This is a genomic window from Bacillus sp. UMB0893 (genome assembly GCF_002858905.1).
GTDB lineage: Bacteria > Bacillota > Bacilli > Bacillales > Bacillaceae > Bacillus_P.
In genome coordinates, this window is the sequence record NZ_PKLB01000001.1 from 920,923 (window position 1) to 938,050 (window position 17,128).

20 protein-coding genes are annotated in these 17,128 nt (G+C 39.2%); all 20 read left to right on the forward strand.

The genetic code is table 11. The features are described 5' to 3' along the window. Positions 1-40 precede the first annotated feature (40 nt). The gene (gene rpsP, locus CYJ36_RS04675; protein ID WP_070877225.1) at positions 41-313 is read left to right on the forward strand and encodes a 30S ribosomal protein S16; all 273 of its coding nucleotides are present in this window, start codon (positions 41-43) and stop codon (positions 311-313) included. A 10-nt stretch (positions 314-323) separates the two neighbouring features. After that, on the forward strand, positions 324-554 hold the full coding sequence (locus tag CYJ36_RS04680) for a KH domain-containing protein (protein ID WP_101565239.1): 231 nt from the start codon (positions 324-326) through the stop codon (positions 552-554). Between the two features lie 92 nt (positions 555-646). Next, positions 647-1,027, forward strand: a complete 381-nt coding sequence (locus CYJ36_RS04685) for a YlqD family protein (protein WP_101565241.1) — start codon at positions 647-649, stop codon at positions 1,025-1,027. An 11-nt stretch (positions 1,028-1,038) separates the two neighbouring features. Next, on the forward strand, positions 1,039-1,563 hold the full coding sequence (rimM, locus tag CYJ36_RS04690; RefSeq protein WP_101565243.1) for a ribosome maturation factor RimM: 525 nt from the start codon (positions 1,039-1,041) through the stop codon (positions 1,561-1,563). Beyond that, positions 1,560-2,291: a tRNA (guanosine(37)-N1)-methyltransferase TrmD gene (gene trmD / locus CYJ36_RS04695; protein WP_101565245.1), complete on the forward strand. Its 732-nt coding sequence runs from the start codon at positions 1,560-1,562 to the stop codon at positions 2,289-2,291. The genes rimM and trmD overlap by 4 nt, the downstream gene beginning before the upstream one ends. A gap of 167 nt (positions 2,292-2,458) precedes the next feature. Then, positions 2,459-2,803 (forward strand): 50S ribosomal protein L19, encoded by a 345-nt coding sequence (gene rplS, locus CYJ36_RS04700; RefSeq protein ID WP_029281375.1) that lies wholly within the window; start codon positions 2,459-2,461, stop codon positions 2,801-2,803. A 98-nt stretch (positions 2,804-2,901) separates the two neighbouring features. Continuing rightward, positions 2,902-3,435 (forward strand): signal peptidase I, encoded by a 534-nt coding sequence (lepB, locus tag CYJ36_RS04705; RefSeq protein ID WP_101565248.1) that lies wholly within the window; start codon positions 2,902-2,904, stop codon positions 3,433-3,435. A gap of 21 nt (positions 3,436-3,456) precedes the next feature. Further along, positions 3,457-4,314, forward strand: coding sequence for a ribosome biogenesis GTPase YlqF (gene ylqF / locus CYJ36_RS04710; protein WP_101565250.1), 858 nt, complete (start codon positions 3,457-3,459; stop codon positions 4,312-4,314). A gap of 307 nt (positions 4,315-4,621) precedes the next feature. Continuing rightward, the gene (locus CYJ36_RS04715; protein WP_101565251.1) at positions 4,622-5,398 is read left to right on the forward strand and encodes a ribonuclease HII; all 777 of its coding nucleotides are present in this window, start codon (positions 4,622-4,624) and stop codon (positions 5,396-5,398) included. 12 nt (positions 5,399-5,410) lie between these two features. Further along, positions 5,411-6,718 carry a hypothetical protein gene (locus CYJ36_RS04720; RefSeq protein ID WP_101565253.1) on the forward strand — a complete coding sequence of 436 codons (1,308 nt, stop codon included), beginning with the start codon at positions 5,411-5,413 and terminating at the stop codon, positions 6,716-6,718. Beyond that, positions 6,715-6,996, forward strand: a complete 282-nt coding sequence (locus CYJ36_RS04725; RefSeq protein WP_101565255.1) for an EscU/YscU/HrcU family type III secretion system export apparatus switch protein — start codon at positions 6,715-6,717, stop codon at positions 6,994-6,996. Before CYJ36_RS04720 ends, CYJ36_RS04725 begins: the two co-directional genes overlap by 4 nt. Before the next feature lie 167 nt (positions 6,997-7,163). After that, positions 7,164-8,324 carry an ADP-forming succinate--CoA ligase subunit beta gene (gene sucC, locus CYJ36_RS04730; protein ID WP_101565257.1) on the forward strand — a complete coding sequence of 387 codons (1,161 nt, stop codon included), beginning with the start codon at positions 7,164-7,166 and terminating at the stop codon, positions 8,322-8,324. 18 nt (positions 8,325-8,342) lie between these two features. Next, entirely contained in the window at positions 8,343-9,245 is a 903-nt protein-coding gene (gene sucD / locus CYJ36_RS04735) for a succinate--CoA ligase subunit alpha (protein WP_101565258.1), read from the forward strand. A 33-nt stretch (positions 9,246-9,278) separates the two neighbouring features. Then, positions 9,279-9,419, forward strand: a complete 141-nt coding sequence (locus CYJ36_RS24025; protein WP_219621067.1) for a hypothetical protein — start codon at positions 9,279-9,281, stop codon at positions 9,417-9,419. Between the two features lie 119 nt (positions 9,420-9,538). Beyond that, positions 9,539-10,366, forward strand: coding sequence for a DNA-processing protein DprA (dprA, locus tag CYJ36_RS04740; protein ID WP_224773299.1), 828 nt, complete (start codon positions 9,539-9,541; stop codon positions 10,364-10,366). Between the two features lie 240 nt (positions 10,367-10,606). Further along, a complete protein-coding gene (gene topA / locus CYJ36_RS04745) occupies positions 10,607-12,682 on the forward strand; it encodes a type I DNA topoisomerase (RefSeq protein WP_101565262.1) in 2,076 nt (691 codons plus the stop codon). Between the two features lie 57 nt (positions 12,683-12,739). Next, positions 12,740-14,047 carry an FADH(2)-oxidizing methylenetetrahydrofolate--tRNA-(uracil(54)-C(5))-methyltransferase TrmFO gene (gene trmFO / locus CYJ36_RS04750; RefSeq protein ID WP_101565264.1) on the forward strand — a complete coding sequence of 436 codons (1,308 nt, stop codon included), beginning with the start codon at positions 12,740-12,742 and terminating at the stop codon, positions 14,045-14,047. Between the two features lie 62 nt (positions 14,048-14,109). After that, entirely contained in the window at positions 14,110-15,018 is a 909-nt protein-coding gene (gene xerC / locus CYJ36_RS04755; protein WP_101565266.1) for a tyrosine recombinase XerC, read from the forward strand. Positions 15,019-15,162: 144 nt separating this feature from the next. Next, the gene (gene hslV, locus CYJ36_RS04760; RefSeq protein WP_101565268.1) at positions 15,163-15,705 is read left to right on the forward strand and encodes an ATP-dependent protease subunit HslV; all 543 of its coding nucleotides are present in this window, start codon (positions 15,163-15,165) and stop codon (positions 15,703-15,705) included. An 18-nt stretch (positions 15,706-15,723) separates the two neighbouring features. Continuing rightward, complete coding sequence (gene hslU, locus CYJ36_RS04765) at positions 15,724-17,124, forward strand: HslU--HslV peptidase ATPase subunit (protein ID WP_101565270.1); 1,401 nt, start codon at positions 15,724-15,726, stop codon at positions 17,122-17,124. The last annotated feature ends 4 nt before the right edge of the window (positions 17,125-17,128 follow it).

A 17,128-nucleotide genomic window follows, 5' to 3' on the forward strand; every position in this document is an offset into this window, starting at 1 on the left:
ATACTATCTTGTTGAAATATTTTCGGAGGTGCTATTTAAAATGGCAGTAAAAATTCGTTTAAAACGCATGGGAGCTAATAAATCTCCTTTCTATCGTATCGTAGTTGCAGATTCTCGTTCACCACGTGATGGACGCTTCATCGAAACAGTTGGAACTTACAATCCAGTTGCTAACCCGGCAATCGTTGACATCAACGAAGAGCTTGCTCTTAAATGGATGCAAAATGGTGCAAAACCATCTGACACAGTTCGCAACTTGTTCTCAAACCAAGGCATTATGGAAAAATTCCATAACGCTAAGCACAGCAAGTAAGGGCTAAGAGATGAAAGAGTTAATCGAGTCGATCGTGAAGCCGCTTGTTGACCATCCTGAAGATGTGACTGTTGTGGAAAATGAACGTGAACATCAAATTGTCTACGAGTTATCCTTACATCAAGATGATATCGGCAAGGTGATTGGAAAACATGGTCGAATAGCGAAAGCGATTCGAACTGTTGTATACGCAGCAGGATCTAACTCTAGAAAAAGAGTTCAGCTGGAAATTAATGATTAAGGAAAAAAGGGGAGGTTATACCTCCTCTTTTTTTGTACAATGAAGGGGAAGACAATCGGCTGTGAGCACACTGGCTTAATGGGGGAATGGCGATGGAAATATTCCAAACAGTGACTGTCAAACAAATTTTGACAGAAACAAGCAAGGAAAAGCTATTAAATCATTTCTTACAAAACAAACAGCAGCTAGAACGGGAAATTGATCAGCTCACCTTTCAATTAAAGAAAAAAGAAAAAACAATGCAAACAGAAGAAATGCGCAAACAATATCAGCGCGAAATTTCGAAACGAATGGATAAAATAAAAATAGCCGACTTTCAAATACAGCAAGTACATACTTTGCCGCTTGGCAGCGAAATGAAAGAAAAAGAGATCGGGGCTATTCTGGAGGTAAATGTCGGGGACCGCTGGGATGAGCTGATGAAAGAAAAAACAATCGTTATCAGAGACGGCATTGTTGAAGAAATACGCTAGAGGTGATTGTAATGGAAGAAAAATGGTTTAATGTGGGCAAAATTGTGAATACTCATGGAGTAAAAGGGGAAGTCAGAGTATTATCTACGACTGATTTTCCTGAGGAAAGATATCAAGTCGGTAACATTCTGTATCTTTTTCAGAATGAAAAAAGCAAGCCTATCGAAGTAAAAATAAAGACACACCGTTTTCATAAAACATTTGATCTGCTTAGTTTTGAGGGCTTAGGATCTATCAATGATGTTGAAAAGTACAAAAACTATGTGATAAGGGTTCCGGAAAATCAGCTGACAGATCTTGATGAAGGAGAATACTATTTTCATGAAATTATCGGCTGTTTTGTTGTAACAGATCAAGGTGATGAACTCGGAACGATTACCGAAATTCTTGAAACGGGAGCGAATGATGTCTGGATTGTAAAACGGAAAAACAAAAAAGATGCTTTAATTCCGTTTATTGATGATGTTGTCAAAGAAATTGATGTTGAAGAAAAGCGAATTGTTATTTCATTAATGGAAGGACTTATTGACGAATGAGAATTGACTTTTTAACTCTTTTTCCCGAAATGTTTCATGGTGTTATCGGAAATTCCATCTTGAAGAAAGCAGAGGAAAAGGGAGCAGTCAGCTTCAAAGTTACCAATTTCAGAGATTATTCAGATCATAAGCATGCAATCGTAGATGATTATCCATATGGAGGCGGGGCAGGCATGGTATTAAAACCTCAGCCTATTTTTGATGCTGTAGAAGATATTCAAAAAGAGACAGCTGCCGCACCTAAAATCATTCTTGTATGTCCACAAGGCGAAACATATACCCAGCGAAAAGCAGAAGAGCTTGCAAAGGAAGACCACATAGTTTTCATTTGCGGTCATTATGAAGGATATGACGAAAGAATAAGAGAGCATTTAGTGACCGATGAAATATCAATTGGTGATTTTATTTTGACTGGAGGAGAGCTTGCTTCAATGGTCATTGCTGACAGTGTCGTCAGACTGCTTCCTGATGTACTTGGCAATGAAGACTCTCCTGTTCTTGACTCATTCAGCACGGGGCTTCTAGAACATCCTCATTACACACGTCCATCTGAATTTCGCGGAATGAAGGTACCAGATGTATTAATCTCAGGAAATCATGCAAAAATTGACGAGTGGCGTGAGAAAGAATCTTTAAAACGAACGTTCGAAAGAAGACCTGACTTGCTGAGATCATATGATTTATCAGACAAACAAAAAAGCTGGATAGAAGAATTTAAAAAACAGTAGAAGCAGTATTGCAAGAGAAGTTGCGATGTGATATGATGTTTCTTGTGATTTGTTTACCTATAAAGTGTTTTTCCTTGAAAGGCATAAAGGCAATCGTCACATTAAAACGGTGTTCCGCTGCATGCATATTTCTTGTAATGAGCATCTGTTGGAAGGAGTTGAAAACGATGCAAAAACTAATTGAAGATATCACTAAAGAACAACTTAGATCTGATCTTCCTGCTTTCCGTCCTGGAGACACTGTACGTGTACACGTTAAAGTTGTTGAGGGAACTCGTGAGCGTATTCAGATTTTTGAAGGTGTTGTCATTAAGCGTCGTGGTGGTGGAATTAGCGAAACTTTCACAGTTCGCAAAATTTCTTATGGGGTAGGCGTAGAACGTACATTCCCAGTTCACACACCTAAAATCGCACAGTTAGAAGTTATCCGTCGCGGTAAAGTACGCCGTGCGAAACTTTACTACTTGCGCGAATTACGCGGTAAAGCGGCTCGTATTAAAGAAATTCGATAATCGAAGTACCAAAAAGGGCTTGTTTACTTACAACAAGCCCTTTTTTCTTAATATATTATTTTTGTGACTAAAATGTGTATGAGAAGGTGAGCTCTAAGATGACTCGAAAAAAGAGCGAGTTGTTTGAATGGATCAAAGCACTTGCAATTGCAGTAATACTCGCAGCTGTTATCCGATATTTCTTTTTTGCGCCAATTGTTGTAGATGGTCTATCCATGATGCCGACCTTACAGGATCAAGACCGGATGATTGTCAATAAAATTGGTTATAAAATAGGTGAACCAGATCGTTTTGATATTGTTGTCTTCCATGCTACAGAAGAAAAAGATTACATTAAAAGAGTCATCGGCTTACCCGGAGACCGTGTTGAGTACCGTGATGATACACTGTATATTAATGGGAAAGCATACGAAGAGCCATATTTAGAAGAGTATAAAAAAGATTTAATAGACGGACCTTTAACAGAGCCGTTTACAATTGAGGAAGTTCCGGAAGGCAAGTTATTTGTAATGGGCGATAATCGCCGTTACAGCAAAGACAGCAGACATATAGGCCCTGTGTCCCAAAAAGAGGTTATGGGACAAACCAGCCTTATCTATTGGCCATTAAATGATATTCGTGTCATTGAGTAAGAAATAAAGCAGGTGTAAAGAATGACAATTCAATGGTTTCCCGGCCATATGGCCAAAGCAAGGCGTCAAGTGACAGAAAAACTAAAATTAATTGACATTGTTTTTGAACTGGTTGATGCAAGAATTCCTGTTTCGTCCAGAAATCCGATGATTGATGAAATTATCTCAAGCAAACCGAGAATTGTACTTCTAAATAAAGCGGACATGGCCGATCCAAAAGCAACACAGCAATGGCTTGCTTATTTTAAAGAACAAGGCATACATGCACTGCCAATAGATGCAAAAACCGGTACGGGCATGAAGCAGATTGTTTCTATGTCTAAGGAAGTGCTTAAAGAGAAGTTCGACCGGCTGGCAGCAAAAGGTGTTAGGCCTAGAGCAATCAGGGCGTTGATTATCGGCATACCAAACGTCGGAAAATCGACGCTCATCAATCGATTAGCTAAGAAAAACATGGCAAAAACAGGGGATCGTCCCGGCGTTACAACTGCCCAGCAATGGGTAAAAGTAGGCAAAGAGTTAGAATTGCTCGATACCCCTGGTATACTGTGGCCTAAATTTGAAGATGAACTGGTTGGATTAAAGCTTGCAACAACCGGAGCTATTAAAGATGCCATTTTAAATCTTCAGGAAGTCGCATTATATGCGCTGAAATTTTTAAGTGAACAGTATCCAAACCGATTAAAAGAAAGATATGCTTTGGAGGAAATTCCAGAGGATGCTGTCGAGCTATTTGATGCTGTGGCGAAAAAAAGAGGATGCATCATGTCAGGCGGCTGGGTGGATTATGATAAAACATCTGAGCTGCTGTTAAGAGAAATACGTTCTGAAAAATTAGGGCGTTTAAGTTTTGAAACAACGGACAGTATACAACAGTAAGATAAGAAGACCCGCATTTTGCGTGTCTTTATTTTTTTGTTTTGGCTCTTTTCGTAAAGTTTGTTGTTTTTTAAAAAAATGCTTAAAACCTTTAGTGGATTGTAGCGGAAGGCACTTGACTCCTGCGGAAATAGAGGCTCCCTCCTCGCGGAAAGCAAGTGACTGCAGCGGAATCCACGGGTAAAATTTATAACCAAAAACAACAATCAATGCGAAAACAGCCTTTGTTTTAATACATAAAATGATTAAGCAAACCTACATTCTCGAACAATACATACCGATAAAAAGCTATGAGGCAGTGATATGGATGAAAAAACAAACAACCGAGCAGATCAGACAAAAATTAAGTCACATCGAAAAAGAAGATGATCCATTTATTCTTGAATGTCAAAGAGATGACCGTGTAAGCGTGCAGAAATTGGTTTCAAAATGGATAAGAGAATACGAACTTCAGAAAAAGAATAGGCAAATGTTTGAAGAGATGATGACATTTGAGCGCAAAGCAAAAAAGAATGGCTGTCAGTTTATTTGCGGAATCGATGAAGTTGGCCGCGGGCCGCTTGCCGGTCCAGTAGTTGCTGCAGCTGTTATTTTGCCTGATGAATTTTACTTGCCTGGTTTAACTGATTCAAAGAAATTGTCTGAAGAGAAAAGGGAACATTTTTACGAGATTATAATAAAAGAAGCGATTACATATGGGGTCGGGATGATCTCTCCAAAACAGATTGATGATTTAAACATTTATCAAGCTTCAAAAGCAGCAATGATTGAAGCGGTTGAACAGCTGTCTGTGAAGCCTGACTGTCTTCTGATAGACGCTATGGAACTATCGCTGCCAATCCCTCAAGAGTCATTGATTAAGGGGGATTCAAGAAGTGTGAGCATTGCTGCAAGTTCTGTTGTAGCGAAAGTTACACGAGACAGACTCATGAAACAACTTGCTATTGAATGGCCACAATACGGCTTTGACCAGAATATGGGATATGGAACAAAAAGGCACATTGAAGCTTTAAACAATTATGGTGTCACTGTCCATCACCGCAAAAGCTTTTCACCAGTGAAGGAATTGGCATCAAAAGGATAAGGAGTCAAGGCGATGAATACAATCTCATCTTTCCAAACAGGTATTTTGCGGCAAATAAGCGGAGGAAAGGCAGAATTCAGGAAAAACGATATCGTCTATGGGAAAATCATTGATATCACAGGCGATCGAAAAGCTGTCATTCAAATTGGAGGATATAAGCTGAATGCTGTAATGGATGCCCCAATTCATGAATCAGGTCAGTATTGGTTTCAAGTCAAGAGCTTCAATCTGCATGATTCGATGCAGCTAAAAGTGCTTCAAAAAGCGGAAGAGCAGGCAGAGACATCTGCTCCTCCTCGTTTCCTGTTCGATATACTGAAGGAGGCGGGAATAAACCAAACAAAAAACAATGTGAATCACTTGTATCGTTTGCTTCAGGAGCAACCGGGCATCTCACGCGAAAATCTCCAGCACACATTGCAGTATTTAGCTGGAAACAGTGAAAAAAATGACGAAAAAATGATGTCTTCAATTGATTTTGCTCTAAAGAATAAGCTGCCATTAACTCCGGTGATACTTGGTTCACTTTATGAGGTTCAAGACAATGAAACCTTATTTGTTCAGTTTAAACAGCTGTTAAAAATGATATCGCCTCTCGGTGAAGAACATCCGCTGCAGTCTTTGAAAGCAGCCTTATCTTCATTTATCACTCTAGATTTTTCAAGAGAATCATCCAGCCTTGGAGAAAGTTTATCCATTCTCCAAAAAAGACTGGGACTGAAGGGGGAAATCTCCTTTCTCCAGCAGCTGGGTAAAGGAAACGAGTCGCATGGCAATCTGCCTAATCACGAAGAAAACTTGAAGCTATTACTGCTTTCAGCAAGTGCCAATCAATCTGATTCAGCGGTAAAAGAAAAAATTGATCAGCTTGTTTTAAAGCTGAATGGCCAGGCCTTATTGGATGCAAACCAAGGTCTGACTCAGCATCAATTTATGCAATTTCCTCTGAATTACGGACAATTTCAATCTGACCTGAGCATAGGATGGACAAGTAAAAAGAAGGAAAATGGCGGGATTGATCCAGATTACTGCAGAGTTCTCTTTTATTTAAAAATGAATGTGCTGAAAGATACTATGATTGATTTGCATATCCAAAATAGGATTATGTCCCTTACGATTTATAATCAGTTTGAGCGATATGACTCCCTGATTCAAAAGTATGGAGAAACGTTAAAAGAAACATTGAAGCATCAAAATTATGTCTTAAGTTCTCTGAGAATTGAGCGTTTTCATAGTGCTGAAAACCAGCATTCTCAATTTTTGAGCCAAGTCATGAACAGAAAGCATGGTGCCATGCAAGGGGTTGATATAAAGATATGAAAGAGGAACCAGTTCAAAAAAAAGCAGTGGCCCTGCGCTATCAAGAAAAAAAGGAAACAGCACCTCGTGTTATCGCCAAAGGCAAAGGTATTCTTGCAGACTCAATAATTGAAGCGGCCAGAAAAAATGAAATCCCGGTGCAGGAGGATCCATCATTGATTGAGGTTCTCCATAAAATGGAAGTTAACGAGCAAATCCCGGAAGAATTGTATTTAGCAGTTGCTGTAATTTTTTCATTTATTTATCAAGTGGATAAACAGGCTGAGAATGAAAAATAATCCAGTTTTTTAATATTTTATATTACTAGAAAACTATTTTTTGAGAAAAACTCAGAAAAAAATAAAGGATTCGACGAATTTCTGCAGAATAGTAGACAAGGAATCAACTATTTTATAAAATGAAAGCGCAGTCTATTTTTTTCGTACATAAGTTAGGAGGATGGGAAATGAATATCCATGAGTATCAAGGAAAAGAAATCCTTAGAAAATATGGAGTAGCAGTGCCAAACGGCAAAGTTGCCTTTACAGTTGAAGAAGCTGTGTCAGCAGCAAAAGAATTAGGTACTGAAGTAGTTGTCGTAAAAGCTCAGATACATGCAGGCGGCCGCGGAAAAGCTGGCGGGGTAAAAGTTGCAAAGAATATTGAAGAAGTAGAAACTTATGCGAAAGAAATTTTAGGGAAAACATTAGTTACCCACCAGACAGGCCCAGAAGGAAAAGAAGTAAAACGCTTGCTTATTGAAGAAGGCTGCGATATTAAGAAAGAATATTATATCGGACTTGTTCTTGACCGAGCGACTTCACGTGTTGTATTAATGGCATCTGAAGAAGGCGGAACTGAAATTGAAGAAGTTGCAGAAGCAACTCCGGAAAAGATTTTCAAAGAAGTAATTGATCCTGCTGTAGGTTTACAAGCTTACCAGGCTCGCAGAATTGCTTTTAATATTAATATTCAAAAAGAATTAGTTGGACAAGCTGTTAAATTCATGATGAGCTTGTACAAAGCTTTCACTGAAAAAGACTGTTCTATTGCAGAAATCAATCCTCTTGTCGTTACAGGAGACGGAAAAGTAATGGCGCTTGATGCAAAATTAAATTTTGACTCAAATGCGCTGTACCGCAGAAAAGATATTCTTGAGTACCGTGACCTTGACGAAGAAGATTCAAAAGAAATCGAAGCATCTAAATATGACTTGAGCTATATTTCACTTGATGGAAATATTGGCTGTATGGTAAACGGAGCTGGTCTCGCTATGGCAACGATGGATATTATCAAGTACTACGGTGGGGATCCCGCTAACTTCCTGGATGTTGGGGGCGGTGCGACGGCAGAAAAGGTAACAGAAGCATTTAAAATTATCCTTTCTGACCAAAACGTTAAAGGCATATTTGTTAACATTTTCGGCGGAATCATGAAATGTGACATTATTGCTCAAGGTGTTGTCGAGGCAACGAAACAAGTCGGCCTTGAAATTCCATTGGTTGTTCGTTTAGAGGGAACTAACGTAGAACTTGGCAAACAAATCTTAAATGAATCCGGTTTAAATATCACATCTGCAGAATCAATGGCTGATGGCGCACAAAAAATCGTATCTTTAGTAGGGTAAGAAAGGCAGGGGACTAGGATGAGCGTATTTATTAATAAAGATACTAAAGTTATTGTACAGGGTATTACAGGATCGACTGCTCTATTTCATACAAAGCAAATGCTTGAGTACGGCACAAAAATAGTAGGCGGAGTAACACCGGGAAAAGGAAATACCGAAGTAGAAGGTGTTCCTGTCTTTAATACAGTTGAAGATGCTGTCAAAGAAACAGGTGCAAATGCTTCAGTCATTTATGTGCCTGCACCATTCGCTGCAGATGCAATCATGGAAGCGGTTGATGCTGAATTGGATCTTGTAATCTGTATTACAGAACATATTCCAGTTCTTGACATGGTAAATGTGAAACGCTACATGGAAGGCAAGAAAACTCGCCTTGTTGGACCGAACTGCCCAGGTGTTATTACACCTGATGAGTGCAAAATTGGCATTATGCCTGGCTATATTCATACAAAAGGACATGTTGGAGTTGTATCACGTTCTGGAACATTAACGTATGAGGCTGTTCATCAGCTTACTCAGGCTGGAATTGGACAATCTACAGCTGTCGGCATCGGAGGAGACCCGGTTAACGGAACAAACTTCATCGATGTGCTTAAAGCTTTTAATGAAGACGAGGACACTTATGCTGTCATCATGATTGGTGAGATCGGCGGAACTGCAGAAGAAGAAGCGGCACTATGGATTAAAGAAAACATGACAAAACCAGTTGTCGGCTTCATCGGCGGACAAACGGCACCTCCAGGAAAGCGTATGGGCCATGCTGGTGCGATTATTTCAGGCGGTAAGGGTACTGCGGCTGAAAAGATCAAAACAATGAATGAGTGCGGCATAAAAGTAGCTGACACGCCTTCAGTTATGGGTGAAACACTGATTGAAGCCCTTAAAGAAAATGGTCTGCTTGAAAAATGTAAAACACATTAATAAGAAAAGCGCAAGCGTCCGTTTAGCGCAGGCATGACAGAAAAGATTCCGGCAGAAAAGTCCGGTTTTGACTTTTCATGCGGATTTGTTCTGGCCGAGAAGTTGGGCGATTCCGCCCGCCATCAATGCGCAAAAATAGGTACTTTCTTATTTCTCAAAAAGAGCAGGGAATAGCTTCTAATTGCTATTCCCTTCTTTCTATATAAATTAAATATAATAGTAGAAAGGAATTTCATATGCCCAAAATTGAAAAAACTCTTATCCATTTATCACACTGCCGGGGTTTTCGTCATTTGAGCTTGTTGAAGCTGCTGAAAATAGACAGCTCTCTCGAATCCATATATCGTTTATCAGATAAAGAAATTCAAATGTTATTTCACCTCTCCGAACACTCTCTCATCCTTTTCCTTAAAGATTTCCATTCATTCAATTTTTCAAAAGTAATGACTCAGTATACTGAAGAAAATACCCGTGTACTTACTCTTTTTGATGAAAAATACCCTATACTGCTGAAAGAAATTCCTGATCCTCCACCAATTTTGTTTTATAAAGGAAACATAACCCTATTAAATACAATGAAAATGGTCAGTATTGTCGGGACTAGAAACCCTACTTCATATGGCGCTTATGCCTTGAAAAAGATTGTCCCTCCTATTACTAAAGAGGGGTGGACTATTGTCAGCGGACTTGCAAAAGGAATTGACGCTTTAGCTCATCAGGCTGCATTGAGGGAAAAAGGGTTTACTGTAGGAGTGATTGCAGGCGGTTTTAACCAATTTTATCCTAAGGAAAATAAACCTTTATTTGAAACGATGTGCATAAATCACCTTGTTCTCTCAGAGTATCCTCCCGACACAAAGCCTCAAAAATGGCAATTTCCGCAACGAAATCGGATAATCAGCGGTCTTAGTCTTGGGACAGTAGTCCTGCAGGCGAAAGAAAAAAGCGGTTCCTTGATTACTGCACATATGGCTTTAGAACAGGGAAGACAAGTATATGCTGTGCCTGGTTCTATAGTAGAAGAGGAATCGGCAGGAGCGAATCAGCTGATTAAGCAGGGCGCGTATCTTGCAGAAAACGGATATGATATTATAAATGATCTTATATTGCAGGTGAAATGAAGTGAAAATTGATTTAATAATTATGGACCTGAACAATTACTGTTTGACAAACCGCACAACTATATTTAATAATAGTGGAGATTTAACCTGTTTAAGTAAAACTTGGAATATAAACGATTCTAATTTATTGGAAAGCAGGAATATAAATTCATTTAAACGATAAAATCCATTAAATAATGAAATGAAAAATTGAAAGTATGAAAATAAAGAGAGAGAACACCTCTTTAAGGAGGATAACGTATGTCGGAATTTCTAGTGATTGTTGAGTCGCCTGCAAAAGCGAAAACAATTGAACGATATTTAGGAAAGAAATATAAAGTAAAAGCATCGATGGGGCATGTCCGTGATCTTCCAAGAAGTCAGATTGGCGTCGACACTGAAGGGAATTTTGAACCAAAATACATTACGATTCGCGGTAAAGGTCCAGTATTAAAGGATTTAAAAACGGCAGCCAAGAAAGCAAAAAAAGTTTATCTCGCAGCTGACCCGGATCGCGAAGGGGAAGCAATTGCATGGCATTTGGCTCATAGTCTTGATGTTGACATCTTATCTGACTGCCGTGTTGTGTTTAATGAGATTACAAAGGATGCTATTAAAGAATCTTTTAAACATCCAAGACCGATTAATATGGATCTTGTTGATGCACAGCAGGCAAGACGTATTCTGGACAGATTGGTAGGGTATAAAATCAGCCCGATCCTCTGGAAGAAAGTAAAAAAAGGATTAAGTGCAGGGCGTGTACAATCTGTTGCAGTCCGTTTGATCATCGACCGCGAAAAAGAAATTAAAGCATTTATTCCCGAAGAATACTGGACAATCGACAGTCAATTTTTAAAAGACAAAGATCTATTTGACGGTACTTTTTACGGTATAAATGGGAAAAAAGCGGAATTAAAAACTGAAAAAGACGTAAAAGATGTATTAAGCAAAATAAAAGGAAACAACTTTACGGTAACAAATGTATCAAAGAAAGAAAGAAAGCGAAATCCGGCAGTACCGTTTACTACATCTACTCTTCAGCAGGAAGCTGCAAGGAAATTAAATTTCCGTGCGAAAAAAACAATGATGATCGCTCAGCAATTATATGAAGGGATGGACCTGGGTAAAGAAGGCACAGTCGGTCTGATCACATATATGCGTACAGATTCTACAAGAATATCTGATACAGCACAGCAAGAAGCATTCTCATATATTGAACAGAAGTATGGAAAAGAATATACGAATCCAGCTAAAAAAGCCGTAAAGAAAAATTCAAATACCCAGGACGCCCATGAAGCCATTCGTCCGACATCAACGCTTAAAGATCCAGGCTCATTAAAGGAATATTTAAGCCGTGATCAGCTAAGATTATATAAATTGATCTGGGAACGATTTGTAGCCAGTCAAATGGCGTCGGCAGTACTGGATACTATGAGTGTTGATTTAAATAATAATGATATTATTTTTAGAGCAAACGGTTCGAAAATTAAGTTTGCAGGTTTTATGAAGGTATATGTTGAAGGAAACGATGACGGAATTGAAGAAAAAGACCGTATGCTGCCTGATCTTCAAAATGGAGATGTCGTCTATTCCAAAGATATTGAACCTGCTCAGCATTTTACACAGCCGCCTCCGCGCTATACAGAGGCTAGACTTGTAAAAACATTGGAAGAGCTCGGTATAGGCAGACCGTCAACCTATGCACCAACTCTCGATACAATTCAAAAACGAGGTTATGTTGCACTTGATAATAAAAGATTCATTCCGACAGAGCTTGGAGAAATTGTTCTTGAACTGATCATGGAGTTTTTCCCGGAAATCATCAACGTAGAGTTCACTGCAAAAATGGAAAACAGTCTGGATGAGATTGAAGATGGAAATGTTCAATGGGTTAATATTATCGACGATTTTTATAAAGATTTCGCTAAACGCTTAGAAATAGCTGAAAATGAAATGGAAGAAATCGAGATTAAAGATGAGCCTGCAGGCGTTGACTGTGAAGAGTGCGGCAATCCAATGGTATTTAAAATGGGCCGCTTCGGAAAATTCATGGCTTGCTCAAACTTTCCTGACTGCCGCAATACAAAACCAATCGTAAAAGAAATCGGAGTTCCTTGTCCGAAATGCGAAAAAGGCAATATTGTGGAAAGAAAATCGAAGAAACGCCGCATTTTCTATGGCTGTGATCAATTTCCAGAATGTGACTTCCTTTCTTGGGATAAACCGATTGCAAGATCTTGTCCTAAATGTGATAATATGCTAGTTGAGAAAAAGCTTAAAAAGGGCATACAGGTTCAATGTGTAAACTGTGACTATAAAGAAGAACAGCAAAAGTAAAGGTGAGTGAAGTCTTGCTCACCTTCTTTATGTGTATAAATGATGGAGGATTAATAAATGAATGAAAAAACGGTAAATGTTATCGGTGCCGGTCTTGCAGGAAGTGAAGCAGCCTGGCAGCTTGCAAAAAGAGGAATTAAAGTAAATCTATTTGAAATGCGGCCAGTAAAACAAACACCTGCTCATCATACTGATCAATTTGCAGAACTTGTCTGCAGCAACTCGCTTCGTGCGAACGGATTGACGAATGCAGTCGGCGTATTAAAAGAAGAAATGCGGATGTTTGATTCTGTTATCATTAAATCTGCAGATGACTGTGCAGTTCCGGCTGGAGGAGCACTTGCAGTTGACCGTCATGAATTTGCGGCAAAAGTAACAGAACGAGTCAAGGGTCACCCAAACGTTACTGTCATTCTAGATGAGGTTACTGAAATACCAAGCGGTCCGACAATTATTGCCACTGGTCCGCTTACTTCAAAAGCCTTATCAGATCAATTAAAGTCTCTGACAGGGGAAGAATACTTATACTTTTATGATGCAGCAGCTCCGATTCTTGAAAAAGACAGCATCGATATGGACAAAGTATACTTGAAATCCCGGTATGATAAAGGGGAAGCAGCATATTTGAACTGTCCGATGACTGAGGAAGAGTTTGACCGCTTTTATGATGCGCTCGTTGAGGCCGAAACGGTACCGCTTAAAGAATTTGAAAAAGAAATCTTTTTTGAAGGATGCATGCCGATCGAAGTGATGGCTAAACGCGGGAAAAAGACGATGCTCTTCGGACCTTTGAAACCTGTCGGACTGGAAGATCCTAAGACAGGAAAAAGACCTTTCGCAGTTGTGCAGCTAAGACAAGATGATGCAGCCGGAACATTATATAACATTGTCGGTTTTCAGACACATTTAAAATGGGGTCCACAGAAAGAAGTTTTAAAGCTGATTCCCGGACTTGAGAATGCAGAGATTGTAAGATACGGAGTTATGCATAGAAATACTTTCATTAACTCTCCAAGAATGCTAAAGCCCACTTATCAGTATAAAGAAAGAGAAGACTTGTTTTTTGCAGGCCAGATGACAGGAGTAGAAGGCTATGTTGAGTCAGCTGCTTCAGGACTGCTGGCAGGCATCAATGCTGCGAATTACGTGCTCGGAGAAGATTTGCTTGTTCTTCCGCATGAAACAGCTATGGGCAGCATGGCAAGATATATTACTACAGCAAATCCTGACAATTTTCAGCCGATGAATGCGAATTTTGGGATATTTGCAGAGCTTCCAGAGCGTATAAAAAACAAAAAAGAACGCTACGAAAGATATGCAAATAGAGCGATTGAAACAATTCAAAAAATTTCGAAAAAATCATAGAAATCATTTGCAAGGGCTACTTGATGTGTGATAACATTTAGTAGCCCTTGTGAGGTGTTAAGATGGAAAATGTTAAGAATTCTTTAAGTTTGTTCATAGAATATTTACAAATTGAGAAAAACTATTCACAATATACAATTGTGAATTATGTTGCTGATTTAGAAGATTTTTTTATATTTATGAAGGAACAATCGATGGTTGATCTTCAGCTCATTACATATTCTGATACAAGATTATACTTAACTCTGCTGCATCAAAAAAATTTTGCCAGAAAAACAATTTCAAGAAAAATTTCAGCATTGCGAAGCTTTTACCGATTCCTTAATAGGGAGAAACTAGTAAAAGAAAACCCTTTTGCAAGTGTATCTCTCCCCAAGAAGGAGCAGCGCCTTCCGCAGTATTTTTTTGAAGAAGAACTTGAAAAATTGTTTACACTCTCAAATACATCTGAACCGATAGGCCAAAGAAACCAGGCTTTGATAGAAGTTCTATATGGAACTGGAATCAGGGTAAGTGAATTATGCCAAATAAAACTTTCCGACCTGGATTTGCATATTGGCACTGTGCTTGTAAACGGAAAGGGTGGAAAGCAGCGGTATGTGCCATTTGGGAGCTTTGCGCAAGATACACTTGAGCAGTTTATTTCAGCCGGCAGAAAGCAGCTTCTTTTAAAAGACAAACAAAATCGTGACCATGACACTCTATTTGTCAATCATCGCGGAGGTCCGCTGACTGTTAGAGGCGTTAGGCATATTTTGAATGAAATGATTAAGAAAACGTCTTTAACCATGAATATCAGCCCTCATATGTTCAGGCATACATTTGCAACGCATCTTCTGAATGAAGGTGCTGATATGAGAAGTGTTCAAGAGCTTTTAGGTCATGCTCATCTTTCTTCTACACAAATTTATACTCATGTAACAAAAGATCATTTGCGAAATATTTACATGTCTCATCATCCTCGTGCTTAAAGAATAGTTGTTTTCGCATAGATTGTTGTTTTTCGTAATAATTTTCATTAACGTCTGTTTCGTGCTCTTTTCTACTGAAACCGCTTGAAATAAAGCAGCTATGTTATAGAAAAGAGGTAAAGAAAAGAATATGGAGGTATATCTATGTCTCAATTTCATGCAACGACCATTTTTGGAATTCAGCACAACGGCAAATGTGCGATGGCAGGCGATGGTCAGGTAACATTCGGCAATGCTGTAGTGATGAAGCACACCGCCAAAAAAGTGAGAAAGTTATTTAACGGGAAAGTTATTGCAGGATTTGCAGGTTCAGTTGCAGATGCGTTCACTTTGTTTGAAATGTTTGAAGGAAAGCTTGAGGAATATAACGGAAACCTCCAAAGAGCAGCCGTAGAACTAGCAAAAGAATGGCGCAGTGATAAAGTACTTCGAAAATTAGAAGCTATGCTTATTGTCATGAACGAGGAATATATTCTTCTTATTTCCGGAACAGGTGAAGTAATTGAACCAGATGATGGAATATTAGCGATAGGGTCTGGCGGGAATTACGCTCTGTCAGCCGGAAGAGCTCTTAAAAGATACTCCGGTGAGTCATTATCCGCGAAAGAAATTGCAGAAGCAGCTCTCCAGATGGCTGGGGAAATATGTGTATATACAAATCTGAATATAACAGTAGAAGAGTTATAAGAGAGGAGTAATGATCAGATGAAAGAATTGACGCCTAGACAAATCGTAGAACGTTTAGATCAGTATATTGTTGGTCAGAAAGACGCAAAAAAAGCAGTAGCAGTAGCTTTGAGAAACCGATACCGCCGCAGCCTGCTTGCAGAAAATCTGCGTGATGAGGTCGTTCCTAAAAATATTTTAATGATCGGGCCGACCGGCGTAGGGAAAACAGAAATTGCAAGAAGAATTGCTAAGCTTGTCGGAGCGCCTTTTATCAAAGTAGAAGCTACAAAATTCACTGAGGTCGGATATGTAGGACGGGACGTAGAGTCAATGGTTCGCGATCTGGTTGAAACATCCGTCCGTTTAGTAAAAGAAGAAAAAATGGCTGAAGTGAAATCTTTTGCTGAGGAAAATGCCAATAGAAGAATTGTAGAATTGCTGGTGCCCGGAAAGAAAAAACAGACATCTTATAAAAACCCTTTGGAAATGCTGTTCGGCGGAGCCCAAGGTACCTCACAGGAGCAAGATGATTACTCACAGGAAGAGCAATCTGTTGATGAGAAAAGACGTAAAATGGCACATCAGCTTGCATTAGGCGAACTTGAGGACCATCATGTCACAGTAGAAGTTGAAGAGCAGCATGCTTCAATGTTTGATATGCTGCAAGGTTCGGGTATGGAACAAATGGGTATGAATATGCAGGATGCATTAAGCAGTTTTATGCCAAAAAAGAAGAAAAAACGCAAGCTTACGGTAAGGGAAGCAAGAAAAGTTCTTACTAGTGAAGAGGCACAGAAACTGATTGATATGGATGATGTGACTCAGAATGCCATCTTCCGTGCAGAACAAATGGGAATTATTTTTGTCGATGAGATTGATAAAATTGCCAAAAAAAGCGGAGCTGGATCTTCTGCGGATGTTTCAAGAGAAGGCGTTCAGCGCGACATACTGCCAATTGTTGAGGGATCGACGATTGTCACGAAGTATGGCTCAGTAAAAACAGACCATGTCCTTTTCATAGCAGCAGGAGCTTTCCATATAGCGAAGCCATCTGATTTAATCCCGGAGCTACAAGGCAGATTTCCAATTCGTGTAGAATTGACAAAGTTGAATGTAGAAGATTTTGTCCGGATTTTAACCGAACCTGATAATGCCCTTCTTAAGCAATATGTTGCTTTATTGGAAACAGAAGGTATACAACTTGAATTTTCTGACGATGCTATTCGTAAGATTGCGGAAGTGGCATTTCAAGTCAATCAGGACACAGATAACATTGGGGCAAGAAGACTTCATACGATTTTGGAACGGCTTTTAGAAGATCTCTCATTTGAAGCTCCAGAAATTACATTAGATAAAATTGCGATCACTCCTCAGTATGTAGAGGATAAACTAAGCAGAATTGCTAAAAACAAAGACTTAAGTCAATTTATTTTATAATATT